Raw genomic sequence first — 17,655 nt, 5'->3', positions numbered from 1 at the left:
GTGGCCCAACCACGGCGCTGACTCGCTCCCGCGTTCGACGTGGCGGTCCGAGGGGCGCACGGAAAGTTGAGAAGGTTCAGTTCGAGCCGAGGGTGAGTTTCCGCTCGGGGCTCGCATCCGGACAGACCGCCGAAATGACGATCTCTATGCCGCTGAGACCTCCGACCCGGGGTACGGCGGCGCGTAACTGCACCGAGTCGCCGTACCGCTGTGGGGGTTGGGCGACGGCGCCGAGCGCGTGGCACCAGGTCTCCCAGTCGGCGCGGCGCTGGTCGGGGTCGGTGGCGCAGCAGCGTCCGATCAGGACGCCGTCGGCATTGCGGATGATCCAGGCGATCAACGGCAGGCGTTCGCGGTTGGCCCGGTCGAGGAGTTCGGCGAGGGCGTGCTGCCAGCCCGCCTCTCGGGTGGTACTAAGGGTGATCATGCGACCGGCCTCCCGTGCGGAAGCCCCGGAACTGGTCAGGTGTAGAGGATCTGGATCCGGTCGGACTGGCCGTCCGGAGTCTGGATCTTGAGCACCGCCCCCCGGGAGATTTCGTCGTTGAGGAATTTGAAGACCGCGACCGCGCGCCGGACGACCTCGCCGTCCGAGACCCGGTGCTGGTCGGCCATCTCCTCGACGCTGGCGGCGGCACTACCGGTCAGCGAGATGCTGATCTTGCTCCGCTCAGGCCGGTTGACCTGCCGCGACGAGCCGGTGGACGGGCGTGGGCGAGCGCGGTCAGCGCCGTTGCCGGGGGTGTCTTCCGCCGCTTGGTTCATGGTCCGGACGCTACGGCATAGGTACTACTTCAGCAAGTAGATGTACCGCATTGGACGGTATGGGTGCGAGGTATTGCGGTCGAGTAACCGCAAAGAATGTGCACTGAGCGTCATGACTGCACTATCTCGCTATTGTAAGCCTTCCCGGGATCCCGGAACATGGCATGCAACCCCATCGAGGAGCGCGCCGTGGCCGAATACCTACCCAACCCGGAAGGGGAGGAGCCGGCTCAGGATCCTGTCGAGAGTCGACCCTCCTATCTGATCACCAACCTGCCGGACGACCTCGCGATCAGTCGGACCCCGGACACGGTCCAGACCCGCAACCGGCTGGCCCTGGTCTGCTATCTCGGATACTGGATCGTCTCGGTGCTCGTCGTGGTCGGGGGACTGACGGGCAGGTTCGCCGAACAACTGGTCGGTGCCGTGGTGGCCGGACTCGGTGCCTCGGCCGCCGCGGTCGCGTACTTCTACTTCCGCCGTCCCGGCCAGTAGCCGAGGAACACCGTGTCCAGCCGGATGTCCGGAGGCGACAGTGCGGTCGCCGCCGGACACCACGGCAGCCACCCCGACCCGGAAGCGGAGCTGACGATGTCCGAACTCGACCCGGTCCTGGCGAAGCTGAGCTACGAGCTGATCGAGATGCTCCGGTCGCTGCGCTCCGACGACCACCAGGAGCGTTCGTTCAAGCACGTGGCAAACGTCTTCGGCCGGGACGAGCGTACGGTCTCCAAGGTCCTCCGCGAGATCGACGAGGCGTTCTGGCTCACCCAGCACGTCCGGATCATCGACCGGCCGCCGGGACACAAGAACTATCGGCTCACCCAGGCCGGCGAGGTCTTCGTCGACCTGCTCGAACCGATCACCGAGGCCACCCTGGCGGCCATCCGGGCGGCGGCCGCCGCCACCAAGCGGCTGCCGATCCTCTGCACCTCCAACTGCCTCGGCTACCTGCACGACCTCAACGACGCGCTGCCGGCGAACCGGGGCTTCGACGTGATCCCGCTGCCCCGGCGTACGGCGGAGATCGACCTCACCGCACTGGGCCAGCGCTCCGGCGAGCACATCTGCCTGCTCTCCACGCTGATGTCGACCGAGCAGGAACCCCGGATCGGCACGGTGGCGCAGTGGAACGACCGGATCGAGGTGATCCCGCTGGAGATCGACGTGCCGCGGATGCTCTCGGTCGAGGACCTCGGATACCGCCGCCCGGTGACGGTCAAAGAGGTGATCGACAACGGCACCACCTTCCTCGCCCCGCACGGCGGGCCCGCCTTCGACTTCCTCAACCGCTGCTACCCGGACTGGCGCAAGCTGCGGCCGTTCCAGTACATCGAGGTGCCGGACCTGGACTACGGACTCAAGTGCCTCTCCAGCCGACTGGTCCGGCAGTCCGCGATGATCGTGCACGGACTCCGGGCCGAGTCGCAGAAACTCGCCTGGTTGAACAAGAGCTTCCACCTGTACGACTTCAGCGCCGGCTCGCACAACCTGCTCGCGGTGACCGGCATCTTCCGGGCGCGCTCCGAATCCGGGCCGTCGGGACAGGACGAACCTCTCGACGTGGTGTGGAAAGTTGCTCAGGATCTCTGGTCCGGGCCGGACGCAAGGGCGGCATGACAGATGGATGACCTCCGCTACAACCGCATCGTCGTGAAGATCAGTGGTGAGTCGCTCGGGTCCGGGCAGGCGCTGGAAAGGGCCCGGCTGCGCGACGTGGCGCTGTCGCTGGCCGCCGTACACACCATGGGGGTGTCGGTGACCGTCGTGGTCGGCGGCGGGAACATCTTCCGGGGTGACCGGGGCGCCGACTGGCAGCTGGAACGCGGCCGGGCCGACACGGTGGGGATGCTCGCCACCGGGATCAACGTACTGCTGCTGGAGGGGCTGCTGAACGGGCTCGACGTGCCGACCCAGGTCTTCTCCCGGGGACCCTGCGCCGGCATCGGCCGGCAGTACCTGCGGGACGAGGTCGTCGAGGCGCTGCGCTCGGGGCACACGGTGCTGCTGGCCGGCGGCATGGGGGTCTCCGGCTTCTCCACCGACGTACCGGCGGTGCACGCCGCGATCGACACCGGCGCCGACGCGGTCGTGATGGTCAAGCACGGGGTGGACGGGATCTACAGCGCCGACCCGGCCAGCGACCCCGGAGCGGTCTTCCTGCGCGAGATCAGCGCCTCCGCCGCGCTGGAGCGGAACCTGCGGGTGATGGACGCCGCCGCACTCGACCTGGCCCGGCAGTCCGGCAAGCCCGTGCACGTCGTGCCGGCGGCCGACATGTGGAGCGTGAAGTACGTCCTGGAGGGCAAGGAGATCGGCTCGCTGCTGCTGCCGGCCTGAACCGGCCGCCGCGCCGGCCGGCCGGCTCACCCCGCCAGGGTCTCCAGGATCTGCTGCCCGTACTTCGCCAGCTTGTTCTCCCCGACCCCGTTGACCCGGGACAGTTCGGCGAGCGTCGTCGGCGGCTCGGCCGCGATCTGCCGCAGCGTCGCGTCGTGGAAGATGACGTACGCGGGTACGCCCTGCTCCTTGGCGGTGGCCGCACGCCAGGCCCGGAGCCGCTCGAAGACCGGTTCCGCCTCCGGCGCCAGCGCGACGGCGGCGGCCGTCCCGGCGGCGCGCGGCCTGCCGGCCCGGCCGGTCGACCCGGCCCGGGGCGCCTCCCGGCGCATAAGCACCTCGCGCCGCTTGCCGAGCACGTCGCCGCTGGTCTCGGTGAGCACAAGCGTGCCGTAGTCGCCCTCGACCGCCAGCAGCCCCTGGGCGAGCAGTTGCCGGACCACCCCGCGCCACTCGGACTCGGTCAGCTCGGTGCCGACACCGAAGACGCTGAGCGTGTCGTGCCGGTGCTGGGTCACCTTGTCGGTCCGCCGGCCGAGCAGGATGTCGATGGACTGGCCGGCACCGAACCGCTGGTCGCGCTCGCGGTGCAGGCGCAGCACCGTGGAGAGCAGCTTCTGTGCCGCGACGGTGCCGTCCCAGGACTCCGGCGGGGTCAGGCAGGTGTCGCAGTTGCCGCACGGCTCGCCCGGCTGGCCGAAGTACGCCAGCAACTGCACCCGGCGGCAGCGGACCGTCTCGCAGAGTGCCAGCATGGCGTCGAGGTGTGCGCCGAGCACCCGGCGCCGGGCGGCGTCGCCGTCGGAGGTCTCGATCAGCTTCCGCTGCTGCACCACGTCGGAGAGCCCGTACGCCAGCCAGGCGGTCGAGGGCAGCCCGTCCCGACCGGCCCGACCGGTCTCCTGGTAGTAGCCCTCGATCGACTTCGGCAGGTCGAGGTGGGCGACGAAGCGTACGTCCGGCTTGTCGATGCCCATCCCGAAGGCGATCGTGGCGACCATCACCAACCCGTCCTCGCGGAGGAACCGCTGCTGGTTGGCGGCCCGGGTCGGCGCGTCCAGCCCGGCGTGGTAGGGCAATGCCGGGATGCCCTGCTGGACCAGGAACTCGGCGGTCCTCTCCACCGAGGCCCGGGAGAGGCAGTAGACGATCCCGGCGTCGCCGGGATGCTCGGTGCGGAGCAGGTCGAGGAGCTGCTTCTTCGGCTCCCGCTTCGGCACGATCCGGTACTGGATGTTCGGCCGGTCGAAGCTGGCGACGAAGTGCCGGGCGCCGGCGAGGTCGAGCCGGGCCGCGATCTCGGCGTGCGTCTCCGGGGTGGCGGTGGCGGTCAGCGCGATCCTGGGCACCGCCGGCCACCGCTCGTGCAGCATCGACAGGGCGAGATAGTCGGGACGGAAGTCGTGGCCCCACTGGGCGACGCAGTGCGCCTCGTCGATCGCGAACAGCGCGATCCGGCCCCGGTCGAGCAGCCGGAGCACGTGTTCCGAGCGGAGTGCCTCGGGGGCCAGGTAGAGCAGGTCGAGGTCGCCGCCGAGGAAGGCCGCCTCGACCGCGCGGCGGGCGTCGAGATCCTGGGTCGAGTTGAGGAAACCGGCGCGTACCCCGAGAGTGGTCAGGGCGTCGACCTGGTCCTGCATCAGCGCGATCAGCGGTGAGACCACCACCCCGACGCCGGGCCGGACCAGGGCGGGGATCTGGTAGCACAGCGACTTGCCGCCGCCGGTCGGCATCAGCACCAGCGCATCGCCGCCGCCGACGACCTGGTCGATGATCTGCCGCTGTTCGCCCCGGAAGCTGTCGTAGCCGAAGACCCGGCGCAGCACGTCGAGCGCGTCGCCGGCCTTCCGCCCGGCGCCGGCCCGCTCAGGGCTCGGCTGTTCGGCGATCGGCTGTTCGGCGGCGGGCCGGTCGTCGGTGCGCTGCTCGGTGGGGAGGACCATCCGGCGGATTCTACGAGCCCGTCCGAGGCGAAGCCGACCGCTTGACGCGAGCTGTGGAAAAGTCTTACGGTACCAACTAGTTCCGGAACTAGGAGGTACCGAATGGCGCGGGACACGCTCAGCACGGTCTTCGCTGCGCTCGCCGACCCGACCCGACGGGCGATCCTGGACCGCCTGCTGGGCAGCGACGCCTCGGTCACCGATCTCGCCGAGCCGTTCGCGATGACGCCCCGGGCGGTCTCCAAACACGTCGCCGTGCTGGAGGCGGCCGGCCTGGTCACCCGGGCCAGAGACGCCCAGCGACGGCCGAGCCGGATCCGGGCCGAGCCGCTCGCCGACATCGACGCCTGGCTCGGCGCTTACCGGCGGCTCTGGCAACACCGGTTCGACCAGCTCGACGAGCGGCTGACCCGACTCCAGGCGGCTGGTGCCGACGGTAGGGCGGCCGGCGCCGGGGAAGCCACCGACGAAGACGAGGAGAGCAGAAAACCGTGACGGCAACAGACAGACACCGCATCCCGATCGTCCGCGTCTTCGACGCACCCCGGGAACTGGTCTTCCGGACCTGGACCCGGGCCGAAGAGGTCGGCACCTGGTTCGCCCCGCCGGGATTCTCGGTGACCCGGTGCGAGTTGGACGCCCGGCCCGGTGGGCGGTGGCAGGTCGAGTACCGCTCCACGGGCGGCGAGACCTACCGGGAGTACGGCGAGTTCCGCGAGGTCGTACCGCCCGAGCGGCTGGTGCTGACGCTGGCCCAGGCCGACGCCGACGGCAACACCACGCTGGAGACCCTGGTGACGGTGCTGCTCGCCGACCGGGGCGGCAAGACCGAGATGACCTTCGAGCAGACCGGATTCGAGTCGGTGGCCGTACGCGACGCCGTGGCCGAGGGCTGGCGGGGCTGCTTCGACAAGCTCGACACGCACCTCGCCAAGGCGCTCACCGAGAAGGAGGGCAGATGACCGACACCGATGCCGAGCACGAGATCCGCCGGGAGTTCGCGGAGTGGTTCCGGGACTCGGCCGCCAAGGACCTCGACGCGGTGATGACGAAGATCGCCCCCGACGTGGTCTCGTACGAGCACGCGGCGCCGCAGGTCCACCGGGGCGCGGACGCGGTCCGGGAGGTCTGCCGGCAGGGCTTCGAACTGGCCCGGGGCGAGTTCCGGTGGGACATCCCGGACCTGGAGGTGGTGGTCCGGGACGACATCGCGGTCACCTGGGGACTGAACCGGATGCGGGTCCAGGAGCCCGGCGGAGAGCCGGTCGAGACCTGGTCGCGCGGAACGCGGGTGTTCCAGAAGGTCGACGGCCGGTGGCAGATGATCCACCAGCACGTCTCCTTCCCGTTCGATCCGGCCACCGGTGGGCTCAGCACACAACGTTGAGCAGGGGGAACGGCGGCGCTCGGCGCCATGCCACTGCCGGGTCACGACTCGGATGCGCTACCGTTTTCCCCGACCACCCCGCAGCGAAGCCGGTGCGAAACCGGCGCTGTCCCGCAACTGTGATGCCACCCGCAGACCCACTCACCGCCCCGCCGGCGGCGCCGAGTGGTGCGGCGGGGGACGAGCCAGGTCGCCTGCGGCGCGGTCCCGGAAAGCGCCTTCGAGGAAGGGCGCCCCGTGGGCGGGGCAGCGGCACCTGTCGGCGGAGCACCAGACCTCGCCCGACAGGAGGACCGAATGACCCGACGCACCCCCCGGCTGCTGGCGGCGCTGCTGGCCAGCACGGCACTCGCCCTGGCCGGCTGCGCCGCCGACGACCCCGGCTCGGCCCCGAGCCCCGACGCGGGCGGTGCCAGCTATCCGGTGACGGTCGGCCCGCTCACCCTCGACGAGCGCCCCGAGAAGATCGTCGTGCTCGGGCCGACCGCCACCGAGATGCTCTTCGCGATCGGCGCCGGCAGCCAGGTCGCCGCCGTCGACGACAACTCGAACCACCCGGCCGAGGCGCCGAAGAGCGAGCTGTCCGCCTTCACCCCGAACGCCGAGGCGATCGCGGCGAAGGATCCCGACCTGGTGGTCCTGACCAACGACCTGAACAAGATCGTGGACCAGCTCGGCCAGTTGAAGATCCCGCACTACCTGGCGCCGGCGGCGACGACGCTCGACGACACCTACCGGCAGATCACCGACCTGGGTGCGCTCACCGGGCACCCGACCGAGGCGGCCGACCTGGTCGGCCGGATGAAGGACGACGTCGGGAAGCTGGTCGGGGACCTGCCGCAGCGGTCGGAGAAGCTCACCTACTTCTACGAACTGGGCCCGGAGTACTACTCGGCGACGAGTAGGACGTTCGTCGGTTCGCTCTTCGGGATGGTCGGGCTGGAGAACATCGCCGACCCGGCCGACCCGAACGGCTCGAAGGGCGGCTATCCGCAGCTCGCCGAGGAAGCGATCATCAAGGCCGACCCGGACCTGGTCTTCCTGGCCGACACCAGGTGCTGCCAGCAGTCCCCGCAGACGGTCGCGGCCCGCAAGGGCTGGTCCGGGATGACCGCGGTGAAGAACAACCAGGTCGTCCCGCTCGACGACGACATCGCGTCCCGCTGGGGTCCCCGGGTCGTCGACCTGCTCCGGGCGATCGTGGACGCGGTCGCCAAGGTACCCGCTTGAGCAGAGCCGGCGCCCCGGCCCGCCCCGGCACTCCGGCCGCGCCCGCCGGGCCCGGCCGGCCGGGGCGGCCCGCCGGGCTGCGCCGGCGGTGGCTGGCGGCCGGGTTCGCCGCCGTCCTGGTCGCCGCGCTGGCCGGCATCGCGTTCGGGCCGGTCAGCCTGCCGCCGGGCAGCGTCGCGATCGAGCTGCTCAACCTGGTACCCGGGGTGCACCTGCACAGCGGCCTGAACGAGCGCGAGATAGCCATCGTCACCGAGCTGCGGCTGCCCCGGGTGGTGCTCGGCCTGCTCGTCGGCGGGATGCTGGCCCTGGCCGGCGGCAGCTACCAGGGCGTCTTCCGCAACCCACTGGCCGATCCGCACCTGCTCGGCGTCGCCGCCGGAGCCGGACTCGCGGTGACGGCCGTGATCGTGCTGCGCGGGGTCAGCGGCGCGGACGTCACGGTCGGGCTGCCGGTCACCGTGCCGCTGGCCGCCTTCGTCGGGGCGCTCGGCGCGGTGCTGCTGACCTACCTGCTCGGCGCGGCCGGCGGCCGGGACCGCTCACCGGCGACGCTGATCCTGGCCGGGGTGGCGGTCTCCGCCTTTCTCGCCGCCGGGCAGACCTACCTGCTGCAACGCAACGCCGAGAGCATCCAGGAGGTCTACTCGTGGATGCTCGGCCGGCTGGCCACCGCCGGCTGGCACGACGTACTCGTGGTGCTGCCGTACGCGGTGTTCACCACCGCCGTGGTGCTGGTGCACCGGCGTGAACTCGACGTACTCGCGCTCGGCGACGACGAGGCGAGCAGTCTCGGCCTGCATCCGCAGCGTTCCCGGCTGCTGCTGGTCGCCGCGGCCTCGCTCGGCACCGCCGCCGCCGTCTCGGTCTCCGGACTGATCGGCTTCGTCGGCGTGATCGTCCCGCACGTGGTGCGGATGCTGGCCGGGGCGAGCTACCGGGCGATCCTGCCGCTCTCGGTGCTCTTCGGCGGCGCCTTCCTCACCCTGACCGACCTGACCGCGCGTACCGTCGCCGCGCCGGCCGAGATCCCGATCGGCGTGGTCACCGCGCTGCTCGGCGGCCCGTTCTTCGCGATCGTGCTGCGCACCACCCGGCGGGTGGCGGAATGACCGGTGCGACCGGTGCGACCGGTGCGACGGGTGCGACGGCGTCGACCGGTACGACGGCGTCGACGGGTGCGACGGGTGCGACGGCGTCGACGGGTGCGAGTGGTGCGACCGCGCCGGCCGGGGTCGCCGTCGAGGTGACCGACCTCGGGGTGACCCTCGGCGGGGCGGCCATCCTGGCCGGGGTCGGCCTCTCGGTCGCCGCCGGGGAGTGGGTCACCGTGATCGGCCCGAACGGCGCCGGCAAGTCGACGCTGCTCCGCGCGGTCGGCGGGCTGCTGCCGGCCAGCACCGGCTCGATCTCCCTCTTCGGTACGCCGCTCGCCCGGCTCCGCCGCCGGGACCGGGCCCGGACGGTGGCCACGGTGCCGCAGTCCCCGGTCGTGCCGGCCGGGATGGCGGTACTCGACTACGTGCTGCTCGGCCGTACCCCGTACGTGCCGCCGCTGGGCCGGGAGTCCGCCGCCGACGTGGCGGTGGCGCACGACGTACTCGACCGGCTGGACCTGACCGGCTTCGCGGCCCGGCCGCTGGCGACGCTCTCCGGCGGCGAGCGGCAGCGGGTCTTCCTGGCCCGGGCGCTGGCCCAGGGTGCCCCGCTGCTGCTGCTCGACGAGCCGACCAGCGCGCTGGACATCGGGCACCAGCAGGAGGTGCTGGAACTCGTCGACCAGCTCCGTGCCGACCACGGCCTGACCGTGCTGGCCACCATGCACGACCTCTCGGTCGCCGGCGAGTACGCCGACCGGATGGTGCTGCTCGCCGCCGGTGCGGTGGTCGCCGACGGCCCGCCCCGGGCGGTGCTCACCGACGACCTGCTCGGTACGCACTACCGGGCCCGGGTACGCGTCATCGAGGGTGAACACGGCCCGCTCGTCGTCCCGGTCCGCACCCGGCGTACCGCCGACTAGCGGTTGTCGGCGGCCTCGGTGGCCCCGGTGGGCTCGGCTGGCTCGGTCGGTGCCCTAGCTGAACCGGCGTCCCTCGTCGCGCCGGTAGGCCCAGCCGGCGACCGCGGCCAGCACGACGATCCAGACCCCGAGCATCACCAGCGAGAGCCGGTCGACCGGGAAGTCGCCGACGGCGGCCCACATCAGCTCGACCGCGCCCCGGGTCGGCAGGTAGGGGGCGATCACCTCGATGAATCCCGGCGAGTCGCCGGGCGGGAAGAGCAGTCCGCCGCCGAAGGCCAGCGGGAAGAAGACCACCTGGGCCACCACGATCGCCGCCTTGCTGGGCAGCGAGTAACCGATCGCCAGCCCCATCAGGGTGAACGGCACCGCCACCACGACGACGGTGCCGAGCGCGGCCAGGAACGCCGGTCCGGTGATCCGGGCCGCGGTGGCGACCGCCGCGATCACCACCACCGGGAGCAGCGAGAGCAGGGTGAGCAGCAGACCGGCCAGGATCCGGCCGGCGAACCGGGGCGCGGCCCCGGCGGGAAGGGTACGCAGGTACGGGTCCCAGGGCTGCGCCCGGTCCTCGGCCACCCCGATGCCGTACTGGAAGATGTTCGTGCTCATCACCGAGAAGGTGACCATCGAGGCGGTGGCGTAGGTGGCCACCACCGGGTCGTCGCCGCTGAACGGGACGACGAAGAAGAGCATCGAGGCGGCCGGGAAGAACGCGCTGCCGACCAGCGCGATCGGGATCCGGATCGTCTCCAGCAGTTGGAATCTGGCATGGACGAGCGAGAGTCGCACGATCGTTCCTCCGTCACACGTCGGCGGGCTGGGCGGGCCTGGCGGGTTGGGCGCGTTCCTCGGTGATGGCCAGGAAGGCGTCCTCCAGGCTGCTCGGCCGGATCTCCAGGTCGGCGAAGGGAACTCCACTGTGCACCAGTTCCCGGACCAGTTGGTCGGCGTCGGTGGTGAGCAGCCGGGTGACCCCGTCGACCCGCTCCACGGCCCGTACGCCGGGCAGTTCCGGCAGGCCCGGGGTGACCAGGCTGACCCGGCGCACCCCGACCAGGTCGCGTACGGCACCGACGGTGTCGTCGGCGAGCACCCGGCCGTGGCCGAGCACCACCACCCGGTGCGCCAGCGCCTCGATCTCCTCCAGGTAGTGGCTGCTCAGCAGGACCGTGCCGCCGTCGGCGTGGAACTGGCGGATGCCGTCCCAGAGTTCCCGGCGGGCGGTCACGTCGAGTCCGGTGGTCGGCTCGTCCAGGAAGACCAGCCGGGGACGGCCGACGAAGGCCAGCGCGACCGCCAGCCGGCGTTTCTGCCCGCCGGAGAGGCCGCCGGTCTGCCGCCGGACCAGGTCGTCGAGGCCGAACCGGCCGAGCAGTTCGGCCCGGGGCACCGGATCGGCGTAGTGCGCGGAGACGAAGTCGACCACCTCGCCGACCCGCAGGGTGGGCGGGAGTCCGGTCTCCTGCGGGGTCATCCCGATCTGCCGGCGGGCGGCCGGGTCGCGAGGGTCGGCGCCGAAGAGTTCGACCCGGCCGGAGTGCACCCGGCGCAGCCCGACCAGCAGGCTGAGCAGGGTGCTCTTGCCGGCGCCGTTCGGGCCGAGCAGGCCGACCAGTTCGCCGGCCGGAAGTTCGAGGTCGACCCGGTCGAGGGCGGTGACGTCGCCGTACCGGCGGGTGGCCTGGACGGCGCGGGCGAGGATCATGGCTTTTCCTCCGCTGCAGGGGGATCGAGCAGGGCGCGGACCGCGAGGGTGTACTCCTCGAAGGCGAACCGGCCGCGCCGGGTGAGCCCGACCAGGGTGGTCGGGGTACGGCCGTGGTGGGTCTTGACGATCTCGACGTAGCCGGCCTCTTCGAGCTTGCGCAGGTGCACCGAGAGGTTTCCGGCGGTCATCTGGAGGATGTCCTGGAGCCGGGGGAAGGTGATCCGGTCGCCGTCGTGCAGGGTGGCGAGGGTCGCGGTCACCCGGAGCCGGGCCTGCGCGTGGATCACCGGGTCGAGTTCCGGTAGGCCGGTCACGCGGCGCTCCCGGGGCTTCCGCCCGCGCTGCCGGGGTGACCGGCGGAGAGGCCGGCGGTGATGTCCCGGCCCCGCCGTCGGTCCCGGAGCAGGAAGTGGACGCCCGCCACCAGCATCCCGCCGCCACCGAGGACCGAGATCACCAGCGCGTGCCAGCCGGGGCCGGCGGCCAGCCCGGCGATGTTTATGACGCTGATCCAGACGCCGAGCCGGAAGAGGTTGCGGTCCAGCCAGACCGCGCCGCCGGCCATGTGCAGGGCGCCGGTCAGCCCGACGGTGACGCCGGCCCAGAGCAGCCCGCCGAGGTCGTCGGGGAGCTGGTCGGAGACCCGGCCGAGCACCGCGCTGACGCTGCTGAAGCCGAGGCCCCAGGCCAGCCCGTACCAGAGGCCGCGTCGCCGGGAGTCGCCGGCGACCTGGCCGTAGGTCCGGCCGCCGACGATCCCGGAGACGATCCCGGCGGCGATCAGCAGGGCGAGCAGGGTGAACAGCGGCAGCCAGGTGGGCAGCTCGACGAAGACCCGGCCGTCCGGGCCGAAGCGCAGGAAGAAGAGCCCGAAGCCGACCAGCCAGGCCAGGCCCCACGGCCAGTAGTACCAGAGCAGGTTGGGGCTGAGCTGGCGGGCCGCCTCGGCCTGCTGGTCGGCGATCAGCCGGAGTGCGGTTGCCGGGTCGGCGGGTGGTAGCTCGTCAAAGTTCCCGTTCATGCAAACGAGTTTACAACGCAAAGTCCACGACCGCACGAACTAGTTTTCGACCTACGGCGGAGGGGCGGGACGGTCGCCCGTCCCGCCCCTCGGAATGCCGCTGGCGTCAGCCGGTGGCGCCGACCCCGGGCAGCGGCCGGAGCAGCGTCGCCGCCCCCGGTGCCGGGCTCAGCGGACCGGGCCCGGACGGGCCGGCGAGGGCCCGCCGCCCCGCCGCCGGCGACGTGCTGCCGAAGGCAGTGAGCAGGAAGTCGAACAGCGCCTCGCCGATCGGGTCGGGCTGCCCGGGTACCCAGTAGTGGGTGGCGTTCATCGCGACGGTGACCTGACGCCGGCCGTCCGGCGAGTGCAGCGAGATCGCCTGGTGGCCGAGCACCACGCCGTCGTGCCCCCAGACCGGTCCGCCCGGCAGCGGCACCGTGAGCAGGCCGAGGCCGTACCCGGTGCCGGACGGGTTGGCCGGGTCGGCCGGCACGGTACGCCGCATCTGCGCCAGTTCCGCCGGGCGCAGCAGCCGGCCGCCGAGCAACGCCCGGAAGAACCTGTTCAGGTCGGCGGTGGTGGAGACGATCTCCCCGGCCATCCAGGCCCAGGACATGTTGTAGACGCTGAAGTCCCGCAGCGAGCCGTCGACCCACGGGACGTACCCGGCCGAGTGCGGCCCGTCGATGCGTGGGTCCGTACCCGGGAAGTAGGTCCGGCGCAGTCCCAGCGGGCGCAGCACGCGGCGGCCGATCTCGACGGCGGCCGGCCGCCCGGTGATCCGCTCCAGCAGCAGCCCGGCGAGCACGTAGTTGGTGTTCGAGTAGGAGTGCCGCTCGCCCGGCGCGTTCGTCGGCTGCTGGCCCAGCCCGATCGCGGCCAGCTCGCGCGGCCGGATCGTCGTGTGCTGGTACTTCTCGATGCCCTCCACCGAGCCGAAGAGAACGTGGTCGTAGTCGTTGATCCCGCTGGTCTGGTCGAGCAACATCCGCACGGTCACCCCGGCCGGGGCGAGTCCGGGCAGGTAGCGATGCAGCGGGGCGTCGAGCACCAGCCGGCGTTCGCCGACGAGTTGCAGCAGCGCCGTCGAGACGAAGGTCTTGTTGATGCTGCCGACCCGGTGCTGGAAGTCCGGCCGCACCGGCCGGCCGGTGACGATGTCGGCGACGCCGCTGGCACCCCGCCAGGTCTCCCGCCCGTCGCGGACCTCGGCGAAGGCGCCGGGCATCCCGGCCTCGCTGATCGCGCGCAACGCGTCCCGCAGCGCCCCGTCCGGCAGGGCACCACCGGAGCCGGTCCGGGGCGCGGCGGCCGGTCCGGCCAGCGCCGGGGAGGCACCCGCGGCGAGCGCACCGGCGGCCACCGCCGAACCCGCGACGACGGTACGCAGGAAGTCCCGACGGGACTGGTGTGGACGGTACGTGGACAATGTTCCTCCCCCGGTTGGACGTGACGATCTCTCCTCTGGAGATTCTGGTCCGCCCCGGCGGCGAAAACGTCCACTTCGGTGTCGAACCGCGACTCGGCACCCCGGACGAGTCGTGCGGTCCCGGTCCGCCGCCGGGTTCCACCGCGAGAGGGAGAAGCGGCGAGCGCCGGACGGTCAGAGCGGCGCGGGCAGCGGCTCGGTGTGCAGCACGGCGAGCCGGGAGACCGCCCGGGTCAGCACCACGTAGAGCCGGTGCAGGCCGCGCGGTTCCGCCGCCACGATCCGGGCCGGCTCGACCACGATCACGTGGTCGTACTCCAGACCCTTCGCCAGGGTGGCCGGCACGACGCTGACCCGGGCCGCCGCCTCGACCTCGTCGGCGGCCGTGCTCGGGATGCCGGCGGCGGCGAGCGCCTCGGCCAGCCGGTCCGTCTCGGCCTCGGCGGCGATCACCGCGATCGAACCCTCCTGGCTCAGCGCCGCGCGCACCTCGGCCACCGTCGCCGCCACCAGGTCCGGCACGGTACGCACGTCCAGCGCACCGTCCGAGCGCAGCGACTCGGCCGGCGGCACGTCCACGGCCAGCGCCGGCAGCAGCCGGTTGGCCAGCGCCAGCACCGCGGCCGGCACCCGGAAGCCCATGGTCAGCGGCACCACCGAGGCGTCCGGCTTGCCGAGGTGCCGCAGCGACTCCCGCCAGTCCGTCGCCGCCCACGGCGCGGTGCCCTGGGCGAGGTCGCCGAGGAGCGTGACCGAACAGTGCTCGCTGCGCCGGGCGATCACCCGGCACTGCATCGGGGAGAGGTCCTGCGCCTCGTCGACCACCACGTGCCCGAAGCTGGGCAGCCGCTCGACCAACCCGGCCGCCTCGTCGAGGAGTACGGCGTCGGCGGCGGTCCACTTCGCCGCCTTCGGGGTACGGGGCGGTTTCGCCCAGCTCAGCAGGGCCTGCTCGGCCTCGCTGAGCAGGCCGTCGGCCGCCGCCGCCAGCGCCTGCCGGTCGGTCAGCAGCCGGTGCAGCAGCCCGTCCGGGGTGACCGCCGGCCAGCAGGTGTCGAGGAAATCGGTGACCGGCCTGCAGCGGCCCATCCGGCGCAGCCAGCCGTCGCCGGGCGAGTCGCCCCGGCGGGCCTCCGACTGCCGTTGCAGCAGGCCGACCACCCGGGCCCGGACCCGCTCCCGGCCGGTGGCGTACGGCAACTCCTCCCGGCGGGCCTCCTCGACCACCCGGCGCAGCGCCTCGGCGCTCACCCGCCAGCGGTACGAACCGTCGGAGACCATTATCGGCTCCTCGGGCTGGCGGATCAGCCCGGCCAGCGCCCGGCGCAGCACCTCGGCCATCCGGGGATCGTGTTTCAGCACGGCGGTGGCCGGCGGGTCGGTCCCGCGTACCGGGGTGTCCAGCAGGTCCTCGACGGTCGCCTGGGTCACCTCGACCTCGCCGAGCGCCGGCAGCACCGCCGAGATGTACGACAGGAACGCCCGGTTCGGCCCCACCACGAGTACCCCGGACCGGCGCAGCCGTTCCCGGTGCAGGTAGAGCAGGTACGCCGCCCGGTGCAGCCCGACCGCCGTCTTGCCGGTCCCCGGTGCGCCCTGCACGCAGATCGAGTCGGCGAGGTCGGCCCGGACCAGCTCGTCCTGCTCGGGCTGGATGGTGGCGACGATGTCCCGCATCGGCCCGACCCGGGGCTGCTCGATCTCGGCGGTCAGGATCCGGCTGGCGGTGCCGTACTCCTCGCCCCGGTCCAGGTGCTCGTCCTCGAAGCTGGTGAGCTGGCCGGCGCCGAAGCCGAACCGTCGCCGGACGTGCACACCCTGCGGGTCCCGGACGGTTGCCCGGTAGAACGAGCGGGAGATCGGGGCCCGCCAGTCCAGCACCATCGGCTCGCCGCCCTGGTCGGTGACGTGCCGCCGCCCGATGTGGTGGCTGGCGTCGGCGAGGTCGAGGCGGCCGAAGAAGAGCGGGGTGTTCGGGTCGTCGGCGAGTTCGGCGACCCGGCGGGAGAGGGTCCGGCCGAGCGTCTCGGCCGCGTACGCGTCGCCGGCCACGTCCTGGCCGGTCCGGAAGAGCGACTCGGCCTGCTCCCGCATCCGCCGCAGGGCGGCCCGGGAGGCGGCCAGGTGTGCGCGTTCGTACTCCAGGTCGGTGTCGAGATCCTGTGCGGGCATGTTGGTTCCCATCGGCGCGGAAAGCGCGTCGGCTGCTCGCTCGCGTGTCCGGGGGCGGATGGCCGGCTCCCGGCGCGGGGACGTCCGCTGCGGTGCATGCTCACCTCGGCCGTCAAGCGGCCAGCAACACTACCGGCAGCTCAACCCGGGGGTCCACCGGTTTTCCGACGGCTGGACCGGTGTGCACCGGTGCTCAGCCGGGCCGCCGCCGGGACCGCCGGCCGGGTGTGCCGGCCAGCATGTCGGCCGGAGTGAACGTGCGGACCTCCGGGTGGCCGGCCAGCGCCTCGTCGGCGCCGCCGCGTGCCCAGAACCCGAAGGTCGGGCCGGCCGCTCCCGGCGGCAGATGGCCGGCCCGGCGGCGCAGGTCGGCCAGGTCGCGCAGGGTGAGCGGCCTGGTCTGCCACCGGGCCTCACCGACGAGTACGGGATCGTCGCCGACCAGCCCGAGCACGTCGATCTCGGCGGTCTCGTCCTTCCACCACCGGCCGACCACCGTCTCGGCGGGCAGCGCACCGGTCGCCACCAGCTGCTGGGCGTGCTCCCGGGCAGCCGCCTCGAAGACCCGGGCGAGGTGCGTCTGCCACCGTCCCCAGGTGCGTCGCCGGACGGCGGGACCCTGGCCGCCGTCGATCAGGTCGGCGTCGTCGCGCAACACGGCGAACCAGTACGCGAGGTAGTCGTCGGCGATCTCGTACATCGGGTCGGCGGAGCCGCCGGAGCCGATCGGGCGTACCGCCCGGACGTAGCCGGCCCGGCGCAGCCGGTCGAGGGTGTAGTCGATCCGCTGCTGGGCCCGGCCGGCGATCCGGGAGCGTCGCCGGGCGCCGCCGGCCATCGCGGTCAGCACCCGCTCGTAGCCGCCGCGCCAGTCGAGGTCCTCGGAGAGGATGTCCGGCGCGTCCCGCAGCAGCAACCCGCCTGGGGTGAACGCCAACTCGTCCAGGTTCTCCTCGGTGGAGCGTCCGGCCGACCAGCGTCGCAGGTGCAGCGGATAGCCGCCGCAGGCCGCGTACGCCTCCAGGAACTGCTCGGGGGCGAGGTCGGGCAGGAAGGCGCGGGCGTCCGGCAGCGGGAAGGGATCCATCCGGCGCTCGACGCCGGCCCGCCGGTGCAGCCCGCCCTGCGGGCCGAGCATCTGCTCCATCACCGCGACCGCCGACCCGGAGAGCACCAGCAGCAGCCGCTGGTCGCGGAGGTGGTTCTCCCAGACGGCGGAGACGGTGTCGGCGAAGTCGGCGTGCCCGCCGGTCAGCCGGGGTGCCTCGTCGAGCACCACCAGCAGCGGTTCGGTGCGGGCCAGCCGGGCGACGAACCGAAGCGCGGCCTCCCAGTCCGGGAAGGTCTCCGGGGCCAGGTCGGCCACCTCTTCGCCGAGCTGTTCGCGCAGCGCCCCGGCGAACCGGCGGAGCTGCCGGTCGTCGGCGTCCTGCCGGGTGGCGGTGAAGTAGACCGCCCGCTTGTCCCGGGCGAAGTGGGTGAGCAGGTAGGTCTTGCCGACGCGGCGGCGGCCCCAGACGACGGCCAGCTCGGGACTCCCCTCGGTGGCCCGCTGCCAGGCCGAGGCCAGCTCGGCCAGCTCGGCCACCCGCCCCACGATCGACATGCGATCGAGTTTACTACAAACTGTTTGTACTACCTCTTGTTTGTACTAC

At 72.5% G+C, this 17,655-nt stretch carries 19 protein-coding genes and 1 riboswitch; of the genes, 9 read left to right on the top strand and 10 right to left on the bottom strand.

What is annotated here, in order from left to right:
* Positions 1-76: 76 nt before the first annotated feature.
* Together ACN28A_RS11825 and ACN28A_RS11820 are read right to left on the bottom strand one after the other, a co-directional pair.
* The gene (locus ACN28A_RS11825; protein WP_421394981.1) at positions 77-427 is read right to left on the bottom strand and encodes a hypothetical protein; all 351 of its coding nucleotides are present in this window, start codon (positions 425-427) and stop codon (positions 77-79) included.
* A gap of 35 nt (positions 428-462) precedes the next feature.
* The gene (locus ACN28A_RS11820; protein ID WP_421394978.1) at positions 463-765 is read right to left on the bottom strand and encodes a hypothetical protein; all 303 of its coding nucleotides are present in this window, start codon (positions 763-765) and stop codon (positions 463-465) included.
* Between the two features lie 159 nt (positions 766-924).
* Here ACN28A_RS11820 and ACN28A_RS11815 point away from each other — a divergent pair, with 159 nt between their 5' ends.
* From ACN28A_RS11815 to ACN28A_RS11805, 3 genes are read left to right on the top strand one after another with little or no spacing between them, the layout of a single operon-like run.
* The gene (locus ACN28A_RS11815) at positions 925-1,260 is read left to right on the top strand and encodes a hypothetical protein (RefSeq protein WP_421394977.1); all 336 of its coding nucleotides are present in this window, start codon (positions 925-927) and stop codon (positions 1,258-1,260) included.
* A gap of 24 nt (positions 1,261-1,284) precedes the next feature.
* Positions 1,285-2,385, top strand: coding sequence for a hypothetical protein (locus tag ACN28A_RS11810; RefSeq protein ID WP_421394975.1), 1,101 nt, complete (start codon positions 1,285-1,287; stop codon positions 2,383-2,385).
* Between the two features lie 3 nt (positions 2,386-2,388).
* Positions 2,389-3,105 carry a hypothetical protein gene (locus ACN28A_RS11805; protein ID WP_421394973.1) on the top strand — a complete coding sequence of 239 codons (717 nt, stop codon included), beginning with the start codon at positions 2,389-2,391 and terminating at the stop codon, positions 3,103-3,105.
* A 26-nt stretch (positions 3,106-3,131) separates the two neighbouring features.
* Here the strand turns inward: ACN28A_RS11805 and recQ are convergent, their stop codons facing one another.
* Positions 3,132-5,048, bottom strand: a complete 1,917-nt coding sequence (gene recQ, locus ACN28A_RS11800; protein ID WP_421394970.1) for a DNA helicase RecQ — start codon at positions 5,046-5,048, stop codon at positions 3,132-3,134.
* A gap of 102 nt (positions 5,049-5,150) precedes the next feature.
* On the opposite strand from recQ, the gene ACN28A_RS11795 reads away from it, so the two are divergent.
* From ACN28A_RS11795 to ACN28A_RS11770, 6 genes are all read left to right on the top strand, one after another.
* Positions 5,151-5,543 (top strand): ArsR/SmtB family transcription factor, encoded by a 393-nt coding sequence (locus ACN28A_RS11795; protein ID WP_421394967.1) that lies wholly within the window; start codon positions 5,151-5,153, stop codon positions 5,541-5,543.
* Entirely contained in the window at positions 5,540-6,010 is a 471-nt protein-coding gene (locus tag ACN28A_RS11790) for an SRPBCC family protein (RefSeq protein ID WP_421394965.1), read from the top strand. The genes ACN28A_RS11795 and ACN28A_RS11790 overlap by 4 nt, the downstream gene beginning before the upstream one ends.
* On the top strand, positions 6,007-6,435 hold the full coding sequence (locus tag ACN28A_RS11785) for a YybH family protein (RefSeq protein ID WP_421394963.1): 429 nt from the start codon (positions 6,007-6,009) through the stop codon (positions 6,433-6,435). The genes ACN28A_RS11790 and ACN28A_RS11785 overlap by 4 nt, the downstream gene beginning before the upstream one ends.
* A gap of 88 nt (positions 6,436-6,523) precedes the next feature.
* Positions 6,524-6,625: riboswitch (cobalamin riboswitch) on the top strand.
* Between the two features lie 107 nt (positions 6,626-6,732).
* On the top strand, positions 6,733-7,665 hold the full coding sequence (locus tag ACN28A_RS11780; protein ID WP_421394961.1) for an ABC transporter substrate-binding protein: 933 nt from the start codon (positions 6,733-6,735) through the stop codon (positions 7,663-7,665).
* A gap of 77 nt (positions 7,666-7,742) precedes the next feature.
* Positions 7,743-8,777 (top strand): FecCD family ABC transporter permease, encoded by a 1,035-nt coding sequence (locus ACN28A_RS11775; protein ID WP_421404315.1) that lies wholly within the window; start codon positions 7,743-7,745, stop codon positions 8,775-8,777.
* Positions 8,774-9,685 (top strand): ABC transporter ATP-binding protein, encoded by a 912-nt coding sequence (locus ACN28A_RS11770; RefSeq protein WP_421394959.1) that lies wholly within the window; start codon positions 8,774-8,776, stop codon positions 9,683-9,685. Before ACN28A_RS11775 ends, ACN28A_RS11770 begins: the two co-directional genes overlap by 4 nt.
* Before the next feature lie 54 nt (positions 9,686-9,739).
* Here the strand turns inward: ACN28A_RS11770 and ACN28A_RS11765 are convergent, their stop codons facing one another.
* The 7 genes from ACN28A_RS11765 to ACN28A_RS11735 all read right to left on the bottom strand — a co-directional run bounded on the left by ACN28A_RS11765 (position 9,740) and on the right by ACN28A_RS11735 (position 17,606).
* On the bottom strand, positions 9,740-10,477 hold the full coding sequence (locus ACN28A_RS11765; RefSeq protein ID WP_421394957.1) for an ABC transporter permease: 738 nt from the start codon (positions 10,475-10,477) through the stop codon (positions 9,740-9,742).
* 13 nt (positions 10,478-10,490) lie between these two features.
* Positions 10,491-11,393, bottom strand: a complete 903-nt coding sequence (locus tag ACN28A_RS11760) for an ABC transporter ATP-binding protein (protein ID WP_421394956.1) — start codon at positions 11,391-11,393, stop codon at positions 10,491-10,493.
* The gene (locus ACN28A_RS11755; RefSeq protein WP_421394955.1) at positions 11,390-11,710 is read right to left on the bottom strand and encodes a transcriptional regulator; all 321 of its coding nucleotides are present in this window, start codon (positions 11,708-11,710) and stop codon (positions 11,390-11,392) included. Before ACN28A_RS11755 ends, ACN28A_RS11760 begins: the two co-directional genes overlap by 4 nt.
* A complete protein-coding gene (locus ACN28A_RS11750; protein WP_421394954.1) occupies positions 11,707-12,417 on the bottom strand; it encodes a transporter in 711 nt (236 codons plus the stop codon). The genes ACN28A_RS11755 and ACN28A_RS11750 overlap by 4 nt, the downstream gene beginning before the upstream one ends.
* Positions 12,418-12,523: 106 nt before the next feature.
* Positions 12,524-13,762 (bottom strand): serine hydrolase domain-containing protein, encoded by a 1,239-nt coding sequence (locus ACN28A_RS11745; RefSeq protein ID WP_421404313.1) that lies wholly within the window; start codon positions 13,760-13,762, stop codon positions 12,524-12,526.
* A 240-nt stretch (positions 13,763-14,002) separates the two neighbouring features.
* Complete coding sequence (locus ACN28A_RS11740) at positions 14,003-16,000, bottom strand: HelD family protein (RefSeq protein ID WP_421394952.1); 1,998 nt, start codon at positions 15,998-16,000, stop codon at positions 14,003-14,005.
* A 193-nt stretch (positions 16,001-16,193) separates the two neighbouring features.
* Complete coding sequence (locus tag ACN28A_RS11735; protein ID WP_421394949.1) at positions 16,194-17,606, bottom strand: ATP-binding protein; 1,413 nt, start codon at positions 17,604-17,606, stop codon at positions 16,194-16,196.
* Between the last annotated feature and the right edge of the window lie 49 nt (positions 17,607-17,655).

Source organism: Plantactinospora sp. WMMB782, assembly GCF_049179135.1.
GTDB lineage: Bacteria > Actinomycetota > Actinomycetes > Mycobacteriales > Micromonosporaceae > Plantactinospora.
Note: the sequence above shows the minus strand (reverse complement) of the source record. Positions and strands in the feature narration are given on the sequence as shown.

Coding starts and splice junctions, on each gene's coding strand:
- ACN28A_RS11795 (WP_421394967.1), top strand. CDS start 5,151: ATGGCGCGGGACACGCTCAGCACGGTCTTCGCTGCGCTCGCCGACCCG.
- ACN28A_RS11780 (WP_421394961.1), top strand. CDS start 6,733: ATGACCCGACGCACCCCCCGGCTGCTGGCGGCGCTGCTGGCCAGCACG.
- ACN28A_RS11785 (WP_421394963.1), top strand. CDS start 6,007: ATGACCGACACCGATGCCGAGCACGAGATCCGCCGGGAGTTCGCGGAG.
- ACN28A_RS11735 (WP_421394949.1), bottom strand. CDS start 17,606: ATGTCGATCGTGGGGCGGGTGGCCGAGCTGGCCGAGCTGGCCTCGGCC.
- ACN28A_RS11820 (WP_421394978.1), bottom strand. CDS start 765: ATGAACCAAGCGGCGGAAGACACCCCCGGCAACGGCGCTGACCGCGCT.
- ACN28A_RS11815 (WP_421394977.1), top strand. CDS start 925: ATGGCATGCAACCCCATCGAGGAGCGCGCCGTGGCCGAATACCTACCC.
- recQ (WP_421394970.1), bottom strand. CDS start 5,048: ATGGTCCTCCCCACCGAGCAGCGCACCGACGACCGGCCCGCCGCCGAA.
- ACN28A_RS11770 (WP_421394959.1), top strand. CDS start 8,774: ATGACCGGTGCGACCGGTGCGACCGGTGCGACGGGTGCGACGGCGTCG.
- ACN28A_RS11825 (WP_421394981.1), bottom strand. CDS start 427: ATGATCACCCTTAGTACCACCCGAGAGGCGGGCTGGCAGCACGCCCTC.
- ACN28A_RS11805 (WP_421394973.1), top strand. CDS start 2,389: ATGGATGACCTCCGCTACAACCGCATCGTCGTGAAGATCAGTGGTGAG.
- ACN28A_RS11810 (WP_421394975.1), top strand. CDS start 1,285: ATGTCCGGAGGCGACAGTGCGGTCGCCGCCGGACACCACGGCAGCCAC.
- ACN28A_RS11760 (WP_421394956.1), bottom strand. CDS start 11,393: ATGATCCTCGCCCGCGCCGTCCAGGCCACCCGCCGGTACGGCGACGTC.
- ACN28A_RS11740 (WP_421394952.1), bottom strand. CDS start 16,000: ATGCCCGCACAGGATCTCGACACCGACCTGGAGTACGAACGCGCACAC.
- ACN28A_RS11750 (WP_421394954.1), bottom strand. CDS start 12,417: ATGAACGGGAACTTTGACGAGCTACCACCCGCCGACCCGGCAACCGCA.